The organism is Oceanospirillum maris DSM 6286, assembly GCF_000422865.1.
Lineage (GTDB): Bacteria > Pseudomonadota > Gammaproteobacteria > Pseudomonadales > Halomonadaceae > Oceanospirillum > Oceanospirillum maris.
This window is the reverse complement of the sequence record NZ_AUGW01000018.1, coordinates 1-17,241: the sequence shown is the minus strand read 5'-3', so window position 1 is coordinate 17,241 and position 17,241 is coordinate 1. Positions and strand designations below refer to the sequence as shown.

At 46.3% G+C, this 17,241-nt stretch carries 18 protein-coding genes and 1 pseudogene; 6 read left to right on the top strand and 13 right to left on the bottom strand.

From position 1 onward, the window contains the following. Positions 1-193: 193 nt before the first annotated feature. Positions 194-1,186, top strand: a complete 993-nt coding sequence (locus G517_RS20070; RefSeq protein ID WP_028304034.1) for a FecR domain-containing protein — start codon at positions 194-196, stop codon at positions 1,184-1,186. A 40-nt stretch (positions 1,187-1,226) separates the two neighbouring features. On the opposite strand, the gene G517_RS0108360 is transcribed toward G517_RS20070, so the two are convergent. Then, the gene (locus G517_RS0108360; protein ID WP_028304033.1) at positions 1,227-1,580 is read right to left on the bottom strand and encodes a hypothetical protein; all 354 of its coding nucleotides are present in this window, start codon (positions 1,578-1,580) and stop codon (positions 1,227-1,229) included. 488 nt (positions 1,581-2,068) lie between these two features. On the opposite strand from G517_RS0108360, the gene G517_RS0108355 reads away from it, so the two are divergent. Next, the gene (locus tag G517_RS0108355) at positions 2,069-4,306 is read left to right on the top strand and encodes an NADP-dependent isocitrate dehydrogenase (RefSeq protein ID WP_028304032.1); all 2,238 of its coding nucleotides are present in this window, start codon (positions 2,069-2,071) and stop codon (positions 4,304-4,306) included. Between the two features lie 126 nt (positions 4,307-4,432). Here G517_RS0108355 and G517_RS20065 read toward each other — a convergent pair whose 3' ends face one another. Beyond that, complete coding sequence (locus tag G517_RS20065) at positions 4,433-5,122, bottom strand: hypothetical protein (RefSeq protein ID WP_051206232.1); 690 nt, start codon at positions 5,120-5,122, stop codon at positions 4,433-4,435. A gap of 86 nt (positions 5,123-5,208) precedes the next feature. Beyond that, the gene (locus G517_RS0108345) at positions 5,209-6,048 is read right to left on the bottom strand and encodes a 23S rRNA (adenine(2030)-N(6))-methyltransferase RlmJ (RefSeq protein ID WP_028304031.1); all 840 of its coding nucleotides are present in this window, start codon (positions 6,046-6,048) and stop codon (positions 5,209-5,211) included. Positions 6,049-6,482: 434 nt separating this feature from the next. Here G517_RS0108345 and G517_RS0108340 point away from each other — a divergent pair, with 434 nt between their 5' ends. Together G517_RS0108340 and cobO are read left to right on the top strand one after the other, a co-directional pair. Further along, positions 6,483-8,321, top strand: a complete 1,839-nt coding sequence (locus G517_RS0108340; protein WP_028304030.1) for a TonB-dependent receptor domain-containing protein — start codon at positions 6,483-6,485, stop codon at positions 8,319-8,321. Positions 8,322-8,411: 90 nt separating this feature from the next. Then, positions 8,412-9,011, top strand: coding sequence for a cob(I)yrinic acid a,c-diamide adenosyltransferase (gene cobO, locus G517_RS0108335; protein WP_028304029.1), 600 nt, complete (start codon positions 8,412-8,414; stop codon positions 9,009-9,011). 154 nt (positions 9,012-9,165) lie between these two features. On the opposite strand, the gene G517_RS0108330 is transcribed toward cobO, so the two are convergent. Next, entirely contained in the window at positions 9,166-9,816 is a 651-nt protein-coding gene (locus tag G517_RS0108330; protein ID WP_036590926.1) for a class I SAM-dependent methyltransferase, read from the bottom strand. Positions 9,817-9,991: 175 nt separating this feature from the next. Then, positions 9,992-11,344: a class II 3-deoxy-7-phosphoheptulonate synthase gene (locus tag G517_RS0108325; RefSeq protein WP_028304027.1), complete on the bottom strand. Its 1,353-nt coding sequence runs from the start codon at positions 11,342-11,344 to the stop codon at positions 9,992-9,994. Positions 11,345-11,774: 430 nt separating this feature from the next. On the opposite strand from G517_RS0108325, the gene G517_RS0108320 reads away from it, so the two are divergent. After that, positions 11,775-12,065: a putative quinol monooxygenase gene (locus G517_RS0108320; RefSeq protein ID WP_028304026.1), complete on the top strand. Its 291-nt coding sequence runs from the start codon at positions 11,775-11,777 to the stop codon at positions 12,063-12,065. Positions 12,066-12,196: 131 nt separating this feature from the next. After that, positions 12,197-12,853 (top strand): nitroreductase family protein, encoded by a 657-nt coding sequence (locus G517_RS0108315; protein ID WP_028304025.1) that lies wholly within the window; start codon positions 12,197-12,199, stop codon positions 12,851-12,853. A 125-nt stretch (positions 12,854-12,978) separates the two neighbouring features. Here the strand turns inward: G517_RS0108315 and G517_RS0108310 are convergent, their stop codons facing one another. The 8 genes and pseudogenes from G517_RS0108310 to G517_RS18360 form a co-directional block, all read right to left on the bottom strand. Next, the gene (locus tag G517_RS0108310; RefSeq protein WP_028304024.1) at positions 12,979-13,356 is read right to left on the bottom strand and encodes a carboxymuconolactone decarboxylase family protein; all 378 of its coding nucleotides are present in this window, start codon (positions 13,354-13,356) and stop codon (positions 12,979-12,981) included. A 57-nt stretch (positions 13,357-13,413) separates the two neighbouring features. Then, on the bottom strand, positions 13,414-13,770 hold the full coding sequence (locus tag G517_RS0108305; RefSeq protein ID WP_028304023.1) for a MerR family transcriptional regulator: 357 nt from the start codon (positions 13,768-13,770) through the stop codon (positions 13,414-13,416). A 73-nt stretch (positions 13,771-13,843) separates the two neighbouring features. Then, on the bottom strand, positions 13,844-14,287 hold the full coding sequence (locus tag G517_RS0108300) for a CopD family protein (protein ID WP_028304022.1): 444 nt from the start codon (positions 14,285-14,287) through the stop codon (positions 13,844-13,846). A gap of 125 nt (positions 14,288-14,412) precedes the next feature. Next, positions 14,413-15,630, bottom strand: a complete 1,218-nt coding sequence (gene chrA / locus G517_RS0108295; RefSeq protein ID WP_211224272.1) for a chromate efflux transporter — start codon at positions 15,628-15,630, stop codon at positions 14,413-14,415. A 310-nt stretch (positions 15,631-15,940) separates the two neighbouring features. After that, positions 15,941-16,204 (bottom strand): Txe/YoeB family addiction module toxin, encoded by a 264-nt coding sequence (locus G517_RS0108290; protein ID WP_028304020.1) that lies wholly within the window; start codon positions 16,202-16,204, stop codon positions 15,941-15,943. Next, complete coding sequence (locus G517_RS0108285) at positions 16,197-16,451, bottom strand: type II toxin-antitoxin system Phd/YefM family antitoxin (RefSeq protein WP_028304019.1); 255 nt, start codon at positions 16,449-16,451, stop codon at positions 16,197-16,199. Before G517_RS0108285 ends, G517_RS0108290 begins: the two co-directional genes overlap by 8 nt. A gap of 107 nt (positions 16,452-16,558) precedes the next feature. Beyond that, positions 16,559-16,749, bottom strand: a pseudogene (locus G517_RS21365) (hypothetical protein); the annotation flags it as partial. A gap of 210 nt (positions 16,750-16,959) precedes the next feature. After that, a partial coding sequence (locus tag G517_RS18360) for a transposase (RefSeq protein ID WP_036590924.1) occupies positions 16,960-17,241 on the bottom strand: 282 nt, incomplete at its 5' end.

The window sequence follows — 17,241 nt, the reverse complement described above, 5'->3', positions numbered from 1 at the left end:
TCCTATGCATCAATGATCGCTCAAACATTTTTTAACATATATTTAAAAACAATTTTTAAAGGAATACGTTATTATTAAACCAGAAGCCATTAGCAAATTTAACAGCGGGTCGTCTTACATGAGTTTAGCAGTATCAACATCAGCATATTTTTCATCACGGTCACCATTGACGTTTACTTTTTGCTGTCTGTTAATGTTAGCAAGCCTTTTTCTGCTCTCTCCAGTTAGCGCAAGTACCTCCGTTAGTACAGAGTCTACAATCCGTTCAGAAGAGACCGCAGTTAACGAGATCACCTCGGCCATATCAGCCCCTATTGCAAAAGTGTCCAGCTTTAGCGGTAACGTTAAAGTTCTTAATGGTGCCAAAGAATCTCGTCACCTTGATGTGAGTATGCCGCTAACATCTGGCGATCAAGTGGTAACAGGTTATAACGGCCATGCCCTGCTAAAAATGAAAGACGGTAGTACCTTCAGCGTGCGCCCCAATAGCCTTATCCCCATTGAAAGCCATTTATCGGGTAAAGAACCCGTTGGTAAAGTGCTGTTTGTTCATGGCAAAGTCATCGTTATCTCCACCGATGACCTTTATCGGCAAACGATTAAAGGCGGCAATATCTATCAAGGGGATATCATAACGACAGCAACAGCCAGTAGCCTACAGTTGGATATGGTTGATGGTGGCTATTTCGCCATACGTCCGAACAGTGAAATAAAGATCAATGAGTATGTCTATCAGAAAAAGAGCACTGACCGAGTCAGCACTACGCTGTTAAAAGGTGGTTTGCGATCAATTACCGGTGCCATCGGGCAAGCAAATAAGAAGAGCTTTGTACTGAACACGCCTATCGCAACCGTGGGTATCCGTGGCACAGATTTAGTTGCCTTTTATTTATCTGATCCAGATGCCGCCTTAAAAGCAGAGCAAACCGGCACAGCCGTTCAATCGGGCAGCTATCTTAAAGTCCAAAGTGGTGAGGCATTACTGGCCACCGAAGCAGGCATTCAGCCAGTGAAGCCTAATGAAATTGCATTTACCGCCAGCGAAACCGCAGCACCGGCTCCTTTAACAGCAGAATATGCATTTGCACTCTTTGAAGAAGAGACTTACGAACAACCTATTCCCAGTAAAAACGTTTCTTTAAATATACCCATAAAAGACCAGTGGGACTGGGGAATATTTGAGTAGCATCTTGTTCTAAGCCAATGTCTGCCCTTGTAAAATATTCTTACGGTGCAGAAAGACGCGTCTTAAGCGTTGAACAGGCGGGAGTTTGTACTTCATTATAAATTAATGCATCACAATCAAGCGCCAGCATACTGTCGATACAGAGCTTCGCTTGATTCTGAGCATTTTGAGCACGAAGTGGATCAACACTTTTTTTGACTGAGAGACACAAACCATCAAGACTTGACGTTATCGTCTGCTCCATATCAGCGCTCATATGATCGACATCTAAGTTCTTCCATGTGCATTGCGCCATTCGTTCACAGAGCCGTTCTGTTTTCTGCTCTAACTCCCCAGCAAAAACCGAACCGGCAGCGATAAGGGCAACAAGCCCGACAAGCCGTCGATATACCATGTTTTTAACTTCCTATTTTCAACGTCCTATAGTTCTACTCTCAATATCCTATAGTTCTATTCTCAACATCCTATAGTTCTAGCTTTTGTAGCGACTTTTTTTATACCCATTAATACCTTACACCTTCATCATACAACGAGCGGCTTGGGCAAGAGGAGTGAAATTGTTGTTTTCTCAACAATCTATTTTAGGTTTACCATACAGGCTCAATATTCCAGTCGAAAAAATTAAGATCACCCTCCCATCAAATCGGCTTAACAGGTGCTTAAAAAGACATTAGTCCGAGACGGTTGTGTAAAAAAACTCCAAAACCCACGCAAAATATCCACCTACTAGCCTTAAGTTGTAATTCCACACCATATAAAAAGCCGTTATTTTTTAGTATAATTCAGCGCCAACAGACAGAATAAAACTCCTTCAGATCTGAGGTGACCACAAGTCATCTAGTGTTAGGTCTTTGGCTACACGCCATAACTATAGGGATAAAAATGACAACTCCAACATCAAATTCAGAGCAAAAAATCGTTTATACCCTCACAGATGAAGCTCCGTTTCTAGCGACAGGCTCTCTTTTGCCTATCGTTAGTGCCTTTACTTCAGCGGCGAACATCAAGGTTGAGACAAGCGATATTTCAGTTGCAGCACGTATTCTAGCGTCCTTTCCTGAAAAACTAACAGAAGAGCAACGCGTACAAGATACTCTGGCAGAGCTGGGCGAACTCACTAAAGACCCTAATGCCAATATCGTTAAACTACCTAATATCAGCGCTTCTGTACCTCAGCTACGCGCCGCCATTGCTGAACTTCAAAGCCAAGGTTATGACATTCCTAACCTGCCAGAAGAAGCAAAAACCGACGAAGAGAAAGATGCTCTAGCGCGTTATTCGAAAATCCTAGGTAGTGCGGTAAACCCTGTACTGCGTCAAGGTAACTCTGACCGTCGTGCCCCTGCCGCTGTTAAAGCCTTTGCTCGTAAATTCCCTCACTCCATGGGCAAATGGAGCAAGTCTTCACGCTCTCACGCAGATTACATGCGCGATGGTGATTTCTTCTCCAGCGAAAAGTCTATCACCATGGCTGATGCTGGTGATGTGCGCATTGAGTTTGTTAATAAAAATGGCGATGTTGAGCTGAAAAAAGAACTGGCCCTGTTGAAAGGCGAAGTTCTGGACGGCATGTTCATGAGCGCTAAAGCGCTGGACGCTTTCTTTGAAGAGACCCTGCAAGATTGTAAAGAAGCAGGTGTTATGTGGTCTCTGCACGTTAAAGCGACCATGATGAAAGTCTCTCACCCGATCGTATTCGGCCACGCTGTCCGTGTTTTCTATCGTGAAGTGTTTGAAAAATATGCCGACCTGTTCGAAGAACTGGGCGTTAATCCAAACAACGGTATGAACAACGTTTACGAGAAGATCAAAGCGCTACCTCAGTCTCAGCAAGATGAGATTGAAGAAGCGATCCACGCTTGCTACGAACACCGCCCAGAAATGGCCATGGTTGATTCCGTTAAAGGTATCACCAACCTGCACATTCCAAGCGACGTTATTGTTGATGCTTCTATGCCAGCAATGATCCGCAGCTCGGGTCAGATGTGGGGTCGTGACGGCAAGCTGAAAGATACTAAAGCGGTTATGCCTGAGTCTACCTATGCCCGTATTTACCAAGAAGTGATCAACTTCTGTAAAACCAACGGTGCATTCGATCCGACCACAATGGGCTCTGTGCCTAACGTTGGTCTGATGGCGATGAAAGCGGAAGAATACGGCTCTCACGACAAGACCTTCGAAATCACCGAAGACGGTGTTATGCGCGTCGTGACTGCAGACGGTACGGTTCTGATGCAGCATGACGTTGAGAAAGGTGATATCTGGCGTGCTTGCCAAACCAAAGACGCGGCAATCCGCGACTGGGTTAAACTGGCCGTAACACGTTCACGTCAGTCTGATACACCGGCTATTTTCTGGCTGGATCAAGAGCGTGCCCACGATCTTGAGCTGACCAAAAAAGTAGAAGAGTATCTGAAAGAGCACGACACTGACGGTCTTGAGATTCACATCATGTCTTACAACGAAGCGATCCGTTTCTCTATGGAACGTATGATTCGTGGCCAAGATACGATCTCTGTAACCGGTAACGTACTGCGTGACTACCTGACGGATCTGTTCCCAATTATGGAACTGGGTACGTCAGCTAAAATGCTATCCGTTGTGCCTATGCTGGCCGGTGGTGGTATGTACGAAACGGGCGCGGGTGGTTCTGCACCTAAGCACGTTCAACAGGTTCTTCAAGAAAACCATCTGCGCTGGGATTCTCTGGGTGAATTCCTAGCCCTAGCGGTTTCTATCGAAGAGATGGGCATCAAGAACAGCAACCCGCAAGCGACTATTTTGGCTAAATGCCTTGATAAAGCGACCGGTCAAGTACTTGAGAACGGCAAATCACCTTCCCGTAAAGTGGGTGAACTGGACAACCGTGGCAGCCACTTCTATCTAGCGATGTACTGGGCACAAGAAATTGCCGCTCAAACTGAAGATGCCGGCCTTGCTGCTAAGTTTGCACCGCTTGCGAAGCTACTGGCTGAGAAAGAAGAGCAAATTGTTGCCGAACTACTTGCCGCACAAGGCACACCTGCTGATATCGGTGGTTACTACCACCCAGACCTAAGCAAGGTTGAAGCTGTAATGCGCCCAAGTAAAACTCTGAATGAGGCTTTGGCTTCTCTGTAAGATAAGCCGCTTTTGATGAGTTGAGCTTTAAGCTCAGCAAAAACCCGGGCTAGCCCGGGTTTTTTTATGCTTCTAACAAAGCGCTACAAAAAAATCTAAAACCACAAAACCCAGAATTACAAAACCCTAGAACCAAGCCTTAATCATCACAAGTTGTTCATTCCAATACCTTGCGATAACTTCCACAAGCGATGGATCAGAATTGCCACAGCCCTGCTCTATCACCAGCGTCATTACGCCATCTTGTTGGGTTATTAGCGATCTAGGTCGACTTTTACTGGTCAATCCATCTTCTGTTTTATAAACCCAGAAACTCTTATCCGTTTGTATATCAAGGTAAACCGAGGCACCAAAATAGCTATCGACAAAAAGACTATCACTGCCATCAACAACAGGTTCGCTTAAGTTAAACCAGGTATCAGGCTTAAGATCATGCAACGTAGGCTCTTGATCTTTGGCTTGCGCTATCTGTCGAAAACGCCCAGACAAACGATCCAACACCACCCTTGATTCAGCCCCTAACAGCACGGCAATACCTTTCCATTTAACAAAAGCCGCATCCAACTGCCATTGATCGCCATGAATCCGGTAACTGGCGGTAGTACACTCAGGAAAACGCGTGACCGATGCCAGATACCAATTATTCCCTAACGACTCAAACTCTACCCGAGCGACAGGCTGCTGGCTGTTAAAGCGCGAATACACATAAAATGGCGCCACTAAGGATAGGGTTAGCAACAGGATTAATAAAACCGGCATCCAATACCAAACCCTCATTAATGTTCGAATCCATCCTTTTTTCTTCTGCTTTTGCATTCAACCCAAATCCTTCTTTATGTGTCAGGTGCATCACTGATGCGTCACCTATCAGCCGCTTCCTACCAGCCACTGACAAGCTTGATCTATTCGCCCACCAACCAACGCACATTAGCCACCGCCGTATCGCCCAGCAACGCTTTAGCCAGCGCAGGTAAACAGTCACTTAACTGCTCATCCAACTGATAAGGCGGGTTGATAATCATCATGCCGCTGCCGATCATGCCGAAAGATTCATCCTCCTGAGCGTCCCGACTGATTTCGGCCATCAAGATGCGACGAATACCGCTGCGCTCAAATGAATCCAGCATCATTTGGCTTTTATCCGCAATTAAAACAGGATACCAAAGTGCGAAAATACCCGTTGGCCAGCGCTTATAGGCAGCATTAATGCTTTGATAGGCTTTATTGTAATCGGTTTTAATTTCATAAGACGGGTCCATAAGCACCAGTCCACGACGAGGTTCGGGCGGCACAATAGCGGGTAAGCCCTCGAAGCCATCTCGATGGTGAATTGCAGTATCCGCCCAGCGAGAGGCTTTTCGTTTTAACGTGCTGGTTTCATTGTTATGCAGCTCCATCAAGTACAGCTTGTCGCCATCCCGCTGGAAGTGGTGTCCAATAGCAGGGGAGCCTGGGTATAAGGCAATATTATTGTCCGTAGAACCGTTATATTGATGCAGTAAATCACGATACGGCGCAGGCAAAGCAGGATGATCCATTACCCGAAGAATACCCTGATAAGCTTCACCGGTTTTGACCGCTTCATCGCTTAATAGATCATAATCAACACCGCCTGAGTGGGTATCAATATAAGCAAATGGCTTAGCTTTTTTATGCATCGCCTGAAAAATAAGAGCCATAGTGAGATGCTTTATCACATCGGCATGGTTACCGGCGTGATAGGCGTGGCGATAACTGAGCATAGAGAACCCTTTGTTGAAGCTGTCAGAATTGCAGTCAAAGCTGCATAAAGGGCTATTGTATCATCGGCCAAATTCCACGCCTAACAAGCAATCAGCGTCATCGTGATGAAGCCTGCTCATGGGTAGCTGAAAATACCTTGCTTGACTCAGATAAAGATAACTATATGATGCGCCTACGTTTTGAACTGGGGAAGATAGGTGAAAATCCTTCGCTGCCCCCGCAACGGTAAGCCGCTGTTTCCGATAGCGAAACAGGCAAAAGCCCGATTACCAGTTCACAGCGCTTCGGAGTTGTTACTGACTCTCGAGTACTTACGGTGTTGCGGAGGGCGACACCGGTATAGCTCATGTTTTTCCTTCGTTCTTATGGATAAAACAACGGTTATACCCGCCCTTCCTCGACGCTCCCACTGCGCCTGAGGATTTTATTGATCATGAAGAACATTATTTTATCAGCGGCGGTTTCTGCTGCTATCGCACCGCTGACATCTACCGCTTACGCCGCCGACCCAATGTCTATTGTGATTACCGCCAGCCGGTACGAGCAAGCCCAAGCGGATACCAGCACCCCTGTCACCGTTATTAGCAAAGATGATATCCAGCAACAACAGCCAAAGAGTGTTGCCGAAGCCGTGGCTTTAACCCCTGGCCTACAAGTCACATCAAACGGTGGCTATGGTCAATCCAGCACACTTTATCTACGGGGTTTAAGCCAGAAAAGAATGCTTATTCTGGTGGATGGCGTACAGATAGGTAGTGCCACTTTAGGGGAAGCCAGTTTACAGCATATTCCGGTGGATCAGATTGAGCGTATTGAGATCGTTCGCGGAGCGCGTTCTAGCCTGTACGGCTCTAGTGCCATTGCTGGTGTGATACAGATTTTCACCAAGAAGCCCGCCCAAGAAGCAAACTATGCTGAAATCGAAGCCGGTATAGGCAGCATGAATACTCAGCAAGCCTCGGTGAGCGGTGGATGGAGCAACAGTAAAAGCAAGATATCCGCTAATGTTAGCCATTTCCGCACGGATGGCTTCGATGTTATGCCAGATAAAGCATCACAGGGTGTCGATAAAGACGGCTATGAGAACACCGCCCTTAAACTGGATGCGGAACACAAAATAAACCAGCACACCATCTCTGCAGGCTTGCAAGTTATTGATGGCAAAACCGACTCGGATAACTGCGGGCCTTATGGCGCGTCGGATAATAATTGTGAGTCAGAAATCGATTACACCACCGTCTATGCCGGTGTTGATTCACAGATCACAGAGTCATTCTCACTTAACACCAGCGCCAGCGTATACCAAGACAGCCTTCAGCGTTTTGAACAGGGCGAGAAAGCCAGTAAATTTGTTACTGACACGGTAAGTCTTGGGCTGCAAGGCCACTTAGCGCTGGATAACAACATCACCTTTATCAATGGTTTTGATTACAAAAAAGATGATGTTTCCGGCTCCGGCGTTGATGGTTTCAAAGAGAAATCTCGTGACAATAAAGCCATTTTTGCCCTGCTAGAAAGCAACCAACAAGGGTCTAAAACAGCACTATCGGTTCGTGTTGATGACAATGAAGCCTTTGGTAGTTTTACCACCTATGGCTTTGAAAACACGATCAATCTTAGCGAACGCATCAGCCTTAGCGGTAACTTTGCCAAAGCATTTAAAGCCCCTACCTTTAACGATATGTATTGGCCAGATTCTGGTAATACTGAGCTAGATCCTGAAGAATCAAACACTGCGAGCCTAAGCGCCAATTATGCAGACGACAACGGTTTACAGCTTGGCTTAAGCCTTTACCAAACAGAAGTTGATGATATGATCGCTTGGGCACCAACCGAGCAAGACCCTAGCAAATGGCAGCCCAGTAATATCAACAGCGTAGAGATCAAAGGCATCGAGCTTTCTGCTCAAGCAAGCGTGGGTGCAACCCATATCTTGTTCAACGCGGACTTGATGGAGCCAGAAGATAAAAGCACAGGTAAGGTGCTAATCTACCGTGCTCAGAAGACAGCCAACCTACGTATCACCCAGCAGATCAACAAGCTTACTCTTGGTTTTGATACCCAGTACACGGGAACTCGCTATACTGACGCGGCCAATACCGATAAGCTTTCCGCTTATACCCTGCTGAATATTGATGGCCAGTACCAGATCAACCCGCAGCTGCAGCTATCTGCTAGCGTAAAAAATCTAACCGACAAAGAGTATGTCAGTAAAAAAGGCTATGCTACTGCTGATAGAACTGTATTTGGTTCTGTACGCTATCGTTTCTAATGCAGGTTATTAATAGCCGTTTTTTAAAAGCGGCTTTTCATTACCTTTTTTTACGACTATTCACTACTATCGAAAGTAACCGGAGCTTCCATGACTGACCGTGATACCCGCCATAAAAAGGCGATGCAAAAACGTAAAGAACTGGTTGATGCCAAAGTTGCCAAAGCAACAGAAGAGCGCGGCATCGTCATTGTTATTACCGGCAACGGTAAAGGCAAAACAACCTCCGCTTGGGGCACGGTAGCGCGTAGCTTAGGTTATGGCTACAAAGTGGCCGTCACTCAGTTTATCAAGGGTACATGGGATTGTGGCGAGCGGGATGTCTTTGAAAGCAACCCAAATCTAAGTATTCATGTGATGGGCACCGGCTTTACTTGGGAAACTCAAGATCGTGAGCTAGACCGTAAAGCGTGTCGAGCCGCTTGGGAGCAAACACTCCCGATGCTTCAGGATGCTAGCATCCATCTTGTTGTACTGGATGAGATCACCTACATGCTGAAATACGGCTACCTAGAGATCGAAGAAGTATTGGCGGCCTTAAAAAGCCGACCCGAAAATCAGTCGGTTATTTTGACGGGGCGGGCGGCTCATCGTGATCTACAAGCTTATGCGGATACCGTATCTGAAATCCGTGATGAAAAACACGCCTTCAACGCCGGTATCAAAGCTCAAAAAGGCATCGACTGGTAGACCCTCATTCAGCCCATAGATTAAAGCCCGCAGCTAGCTGAAAAACAGATCTGTGCGGGCTTTTACACTCGGATTACACTCGGATGATTGACGATGATTGACGATGATTGACGTCTAGTTTTACAGTCTATGTCTGATTATTCAGCTCGTTCAACTAACCCCGTTGGTATTGAAGGATCTGCCCTTTAAAAGGCTTATCCAAATACTCTGTTTCAGCGGGTTTATGCTGTTGGTGTTCAAAGCCAAGCGCCACCATGCGCTTACTAAAACGGGCATGATGCCCCCGCCCAGGATCAACCAGTACAACTTGGCATTTCTGTAGGGCATGTTGCTCAATAAAACTCGCGAGCAAGGCAACGTGCTCACGCTCATACAGGAGATCACTGCCGACAATAAGATCAAAATCCCCCATGCCTGAATCCGCATCTTCCCACCCTGTTCGTATAAAAGGGATCACCGCACCTTTATTTAACAGGGCGTTCGTCGCCAGAAAAGCACCGGCATTAGGATGGTAATCGGTGGCGGTAATATCAGCGTCTCGCTGATTTAACATCAAACTGGTTAGACCGATACCACAACCGACCTCAAGAATACGTTTACTGTCCACATCAAAACTTGACATAAAGTGCGCTAAAACTTGCCCTGAAGGCCATACAATACCAAACAGCGGCCAAGATGCAGACGAGATGCCTAAAGCCTCAGCAATACCCTCTGGATCAGAGAACTGTTGATTATCACGTAGTGTACGTAGGTGAATATCTTGCAGGCCAAACTCATAGGTTTGGTAGCGGTAGCGTAGGTCCATTATAAGAAATCCTTGGGCATAGGGATGCAAGACCAAGGCTCTGACCATTACACAGGAAGAAACACTTTACTGAGAAGTAGAAAAAAAAGCGAGGTGAATCCATCACCTCGCGACTATTGGCTAGCTTATGCTTATACCGTTCGCTTACGGCTCCAGCGCTGGAGCCTGTAAACAATTAACGGGCTGCTTTTAAGCTATCTGCTATTAAAAAGGCCAGTTCAAGAGACTGATCCGCATTCAAACGCGGATCACAGAACGTATGATAACGATCACCTAAGTCATCTTCACTGATCTTAAAGCGTCCGCCAATGCACTCTGTTACATTACGACCAGTCATCTCAAGATGCACGCCGCCGGCATGGGTTCCCTCGGCTTTATGGATCGCGAAGAAACCGCTCACTTCACCTAGCACAGAGTCTACATCACGGGTTTTATAACCGGTTGAAGCCTTAATGGTATTACCGTGCATTGGATCACTGCTCCAAACCACGTTACGACCTTCTGCTTTTACCTTGCGAATCAATGCCGGCAGATGCTCACCAATATTATTGGCTCCCATACGCACGATCACATTCATACGGCCTGCTTCATTATTAGGGTTGATGGCATCTAACAAACGAATCAAGTCATCAGGGTCTGTCGTTGGGCCAGCCTTAACACCGATCGGATTCTTCACGCCACGGCAGTATTCCACATGGGCACCATCTAACTGACGGGTACGATCCCCAATCCATAACATATGAGCAGAACAACCATACCAATCACCACTTAAGCTATCCTGACGCGTCAACGCCTGCTCATAGGGCAGCAGTAGTGCTTCATGGGCGGTATAAAAGCGCGTTTCATTAATGCTTGGGGTATTCTGAGGATTAATACCGCAGGCCTGCATAAAGGCCAACGTTTCATCAATGCGCTCAGCTAGATCATGGTAGCGCTCTGAGGCAGGACTCTTACTCACAAAATCACGATTCCACTGGTGAACCTTATGCAGGTCCGCCATACCACCACGGGAGAAAGCTCTAAGTAAATTCAGCGTTGAAGCCGCTTGGTTATACGCCTTCACCATACGGGCAGGATCAGGTACACGGGCCGCTTCGGTGAACGCATTATCATTAATAATATCACCACGATAAGAGGGCAGCGTTACACCATCAAATGTCTCTGTATCAGAAGAACGGGGCTTAGCAAACTGTCCCGCCATACGACCCACTTTAACCACTGGGCTTTGGCCGCCAAAAGTCAGCACCACCGCCATCTGCAACAACACCATAAAGGTATCGCGAATATGATTGGCTGAAAACTCATTAAAACTCTCAGCACAGTCACCACCTTGTAGCAAAAATGCACGACCCGCTGCGACTTCCGCTAACTCTGCCTGTAGCTGACGAGCTTCACCAGCGAAAACCAAAGGTGGCAACCCTGCCAATTCTTGCTCCGTGCGATGTAGCGCATCCTGATCCGGATAAGTCGGCATTTGTCGCGCGGTTGATTCTCTCCAAGATGCCGGTGTCCAGATTGTATTACTCATAATGATTCCATTTTCTCTGCATATCGTGACCCACACTCAGACAAAGCGGGTCAGCCTTAATATAAAATGTAACAGTCTGATTATTCTGATGAATCTCTTTGACATTACTATGTCAACGCCCTGAGGGGAAGCCCGAAGACCGCAATACAAAGCCTTAAAAGCAAAAAATAAATATCAGATTCATTTGTCGCCGCTGTTATTTGCACCTTTAGCTGGCCACGCCGGAAGTAACCGACTGATGCAGCCCGCTTTATTCTTTCAAAGATAAGAAAGACCCTATTATCAATTTTTTTTTGATAATGAATCAAACAATACACTGTTTATCAAAACAATAGATCAGCCTACTATAAACCTCATACCGAAAAGAACTAGCGGCGCAGCCATAAGGTATCCCGCTATCTACCCTGACAAGACTCAGTAGGAATGACTTATGACAAAACTTACTATTGTAGCCAATATCATTGCCAACGAAGACAGCATTGAGCTGGTAAAAACAGAGCTGCTGAAACTGATCGACGTTACTCGGACAGAAAATGGCTGCATCAACTATGATCTGCACCAGGATAACGAAAACCCAGCGCACTTTCTGTTTTATGAGAACTGGGAAAACCGTGAGCTATGGCAAGCCCATATGGCGAACCCACACTTAGCCGATTATATGGCGGCCACAGAGGGAAAGGTTGCAAGCTTTACTCTTAATGAAATGGCAAACATTTCCTGATCATCCAAAAGAGCCTCTCCGGCAGACGATCAAAAACCGCTTTTTTGTCTCTCTGAATAAACTAAGCCACAACCTATATTGACAGGTTCAGAGAGGGCGATAGCTTTTCACTATTGTTTAGGATAATCGCAATGACACACCCTATTATCAAAGACTTGGAACAACGCTACACCGTTAAACGTTACGATCACACAAAGCGTATCCCCCAACAGGAACTTGAGGTAATTTATCAAGCGATCCGCCTTTCCGCGTCATCAATTAACTCACAACCCTGGAAGTTTATTGTGATCGAAAGCGACGCGGCTAAAGAACGGATGCACAGCACGTTTAAAAATATGTACCAGTTTAACCAGCCCCACGTTAAAGCGGCTTCACATATCATTTTATTCGCCTATAACCCCCGCTATACCCGTGAAGACTACGCACAGGTTATCGACAAAGACATTGCGGTAGGCCGAACCGCACCAGAGAATCGCGAACAAGCATTTGGCGCCTTTGCATTTGCTGAATCGAACACCGATGAATCCGGTGATACTTCAGCCTGGACGAAGGCTCAAACTTATCTGGCCCTTGGCAACACCCTGCATGTGCTTGCACGACTTGGCATAGACTCAACCCCTATGGAAGGCGTTGACTCCCAACTGATTAGTGAAGAGTTCAAAGAAGAGCTGGGAGGCTACCGTTGTGATGTCGCCCTAGCTATGGGTTACCATGATCCAAGTGAAGACTACAACGCGAAATTGCCAAAATCCCGTCTTGATTTAGATTCCGTACTGAAGGTTCTATAGCTCTCTCAGAGGTAGGACAACTCAGGAAGAAAATTTGAGACACCCATCATTTCACCAGCGCTTAGAGTGCCGATCATGAGGCTGGTTTTGGTCGGGTTAAATTATGGGTGTCCCAGTTTTTTCTTTTATGCCTTTCGTTCTGCAAGTACATCTTTAAATGCAAACATGCCATTTAATGCTGCGGGGAAACCTGCGTAAACTGACATTTGTATTATGACTTCTTTCAGCTCTTCTTCTGTACAGCCAACGTTAAGAGCTGCATGTAAATGCACCTTTAATTGAGGCGTACAATGTCCCATAGCGGTTAATGCTGATACTGTTGCTATCTCTCTGGATTTTAAGTCTAAACCTTGTCGCGAATAGATATCACCAAACGGATATTCTATTGTGTACTTCGCTAAATCAGGGCAGATATCTTGCAAACTGTCGATGACTTTTTGCCCAGCTTCACCATCAATTTTTGATAACTGTTCTAGCCCTGATTCATATCGTATATTTTTCATATGTGTGTGCCTGTTCATGAATGTCAGCACACCTTACAAGTTAGAGCTAACTCTAAGTCAAGCAACTTTTCTGCTTTTATATAAGCCAATTTTCACGTCTAACGCCTGCAAATGTTCATTTTGCTCTCGGATATGTTCAACTAAATGCTCTCTATGTTTTTCTAACAGCTCTTGGCGGTCAGATACAGTTTGAGCACCTAAATCTCTCAGTGATGCGTATTTCTTAATTTCCTCTAACCGCATCCCCGTGTCTTTAAGGCGTTTAATAAAGCTAACCCAATCTATGTCTTTATTTGAGTAAACTCGATGACCACTACTATTTCTTTGGACATGCTTAAGCAAGCCGATTTTTTCGTAGTAACGAAGCGTATATGACGATAACTCGACGACATTTGAAAATTCGCTCATATTCATATTTTCCGCCTAAGACATCATACTTCACCAAGTTCAAAGCCTAGTAAGGCTCTTTGAGCCTACGTGCTAGTGCTTAATACAACCAGCCTGCTCTAAATGAAACGCCGGTCGCTACAAAAAGAATCGAGAATATGGTGACAGGTATTATATGCCATGCCATAACGACTAAATTATTTTCTGACAAATGGGGAACCACTCTAAACCTAGCATCAATTGCAAAACCAACGGTTAAAAGCAACAACAGCAACTTAGCCATTATTCCGTGGGAGATCGGATTAGACATATCAAACCAGAGGGCAACATCGGGCACTAACCGATACGCGAGGATTAAGCCCGTTGTAACTTGAATAAGCAGCGCGGGCATGCCAATTTTTTCATATTTTTCTTCAAAGTCTAAAAGGCGCTTCGGAGATTTCTCCTGAAGAACCCGTGGAAGCACTACAGTCGCTAAAACAATGTGACCCCCTGTCCATATAGTCGCAGCCAAAATATGAAGCAGTAATAAAGTCCCGTACATTATCGATTCCTATAAGTGCTAACGAACCTGTAGAAAAACCGGTTTTCGGCCAGCCTTTTCTAGCAACAGCGCGCTTGTGTTATGGGTCAGGTTATCAAGATGGGCTTACAGTAAACACCATACCTTTATGGCACGCACCATAACGTCAAAACGCTGGCGATGACACACCAGAATACCACGATGAGCGGAGATACGCGCCACACAGCAAGCAAGCCGAACGCAATCACCACAATAGCGAGATCTGCTGAACGGGTTATACCAGAGGTGAAAATGGGGTTGTAAAGAGCCGCAACCAACAAGCCCACCACTGCCGCATTAACCCCTGCAATAGCTCGCCCCGCCACCGGATAGCGTGAAACGGCATTCCAGAACGGAAGAACACCAGCAACCAAAAGAAATCCCGGCAGGAACATAAAAACCAGAGCCGTAGCGGCCATAAGGTACGTATCGTCCAAAGGTGACAATACCGCCCCAAGGTAGGCTGAGAACGCAAACATAGGCCCAGGAATCGCCTGAGAAGCACCATAGCCAGACAAAAACTGCTCTGGTGCGACCCAATCAGTGGCAACGACAGCATCTTGAAGTAAAGGGAGAACAACATGACCACCGCCAAAGACCAACGCACCCGCACGATAAAATGCATCCGCAACAGATGCAAAATCCGGCTGCCCCGTTGCAAAAAATGGTAAGCTGACCAGCAGGCCGCCAAAAAGGACAAGCAGTGCCCCTCCGACTCGAGGGCCATAGCAAACTTGGAAGCCGTTATTATTTTCTAATACCGTTATCGCTCGTATAAAATACGCACCAATAATAGCCGCCACGATAACCACAGCCAGTTGAGCAAAAGCAGAAGACGCGACCAACAACGCCGCCGCTGACAGCAGGGCAATTGTTCTTCTTAGCGCGTCGGGGCATAACGTCTTAGACATGCCTAAAACGGCATCGGCGACCACCGCGCAAGCCACAAGTTTTAACCCCTGCACCGCAGCCCCGCCAATATCACCGGCAAGTAATGGCATGACGGTGACAAAAGCTACAAGCAAAAGTGCCGACGGCAAAGTGAAAGCAACAAAAGCGGCGAACGCACCAAGCCAACCCGCACGAAGCAATCCGAGAGTAAACCCCAGCTGACTACTCGCAGGCCCAGGCAAAAACTGGCAAAGTGCAAGCAACTGCCCGAACTGCTCATCACTCAGCCAACACCGACGCTCAACAATTTCCGCTCTGAAGTAACCTAGGTGTGCGACTGGCCCACCAAAAGACGTTAGACCGAGCTTTAAAAATGTAAAGAATACCTCTACAGCACTACCAGATGGAGGCTTCATTTTCGTAGTTTCAATCATGAGAAAAACGTCTTTTGGCGGCTAACAAGCCTATAGAAAAATCCTTTCCAGCCAGAGCTTCACACCAGCAACGCGTTCTCTGTTATTCCGTTTCAGTTACCAGCGCCAACCCGTAGCGGCTTGTTGATTCTGTATCTCCTGCTCTTTAAAACTAGCTTAGTTTTGTTACTACGCCGTTACATGGACTGGATCACGAGTGGGTCACGGGACTGATTGGACATAATGGTGTAAGCGCACACATCTACGGCGAACATCTGACCCAAAGTGGTTAAACGATGCCCCGCTTACTTGGTTTGTTAGCTGCCACCGACTAGTAATGATAGCGACACGAGATAATCGTAATTGCTGTATCATCTACGGCATATACTAAACGATTGGTATCATCTATTCTGCGAGACCAGAAGCCTGAAAGGTTTTCTTTAAGGGGCTCCGGTTTTCCAATCCCGACAAATGGAGAGCGCTTAACTTCGGCAATTAGCTTATTGATACGTTTCAAGGTTTTCTTGTCTTGAGTCTGCCAATAGACATAGCCATTCCAAGCTTCATCAGTCCATGATAGTAGCCTGTCACTCATCAATAAGTTCTCGCTGGGTTGTTTTACCCGCTTTAAACTGTGCAATTGAACGATTTAAGTGTTCAGCGTTCGCTGGAGAACGAAGTAAATGAACCGTTTCCATAAGACTGTTGTAGTAATCCAATGACATGACAACAGCATCTTCAGAGTCGCGACGAGTGATTACAGTAGCATCAGCATCGTTAATTACATTATCCAAAACGGTTTTTAGGCCATTTCGGGCTTCGGTAAAAGAGACAATTCTCATTTTGCACCTCACTTGTACATTATATGGAACAAGTTTAGTTTAAAACCAAGTACATGTACAAGATATTGTGCATTTCTTTGCCGTGGCCGCTAACAAGCCTGTCGCACCGGATCGTAGGCTGGGCGACCTTCGCTATCATTCTTATAAGACTGGTGAAACGCGGACAGATCCAGCTTTTCAGCCTCTTTATAAAAAAACAGGGATAATGCAGGGCATGCTCAAAAGTACCGGGCTGCAACTGATCCAGGTAATTAATGACCACCATCGACGTTTCATTCCCGACCGGGCTAAGAAACATTGGCGCAAAAGCAGAAGCCAGCATTGGAGTAAGTCGGAACTAATCGGCCAGCTTGCTTTAAGCATCTTTAGGAAACGCCCTGTGCGGAGCCGCATGCAGGGTGTTGTGGGGGCTGAGGGCTAGAAACCCTCGGCTACCCGATTATGCGCCGTTTTGTGTATTTTATTAGTGGGTTTCGGAGGGTGTTCATAGTTCTGTGTCACCCATTGCTTACAGATCTACGTAACCGTCGATCCGTCCTTCGAAGTGGATGCTCAGCTGCGATAGCGTCAGATTCCAGTTTTGCACCGGATGCGTCCACTTTTCTGATGCTTTTAACATACCGGCGTACAGCAGTTTGAGCAACGCGTTTTCATTGGCGAAGCCTCCCTTGGTCTTGGTCAGTTTGCGGAACTGGCGGTGTACTGCCTCAACCGCATTGGTCGTGTAAATCGCTTTGCGCACCTGCTCTGGGTACTTGAAGTAAACGGCCAGATTCTCCCATTTACTCCG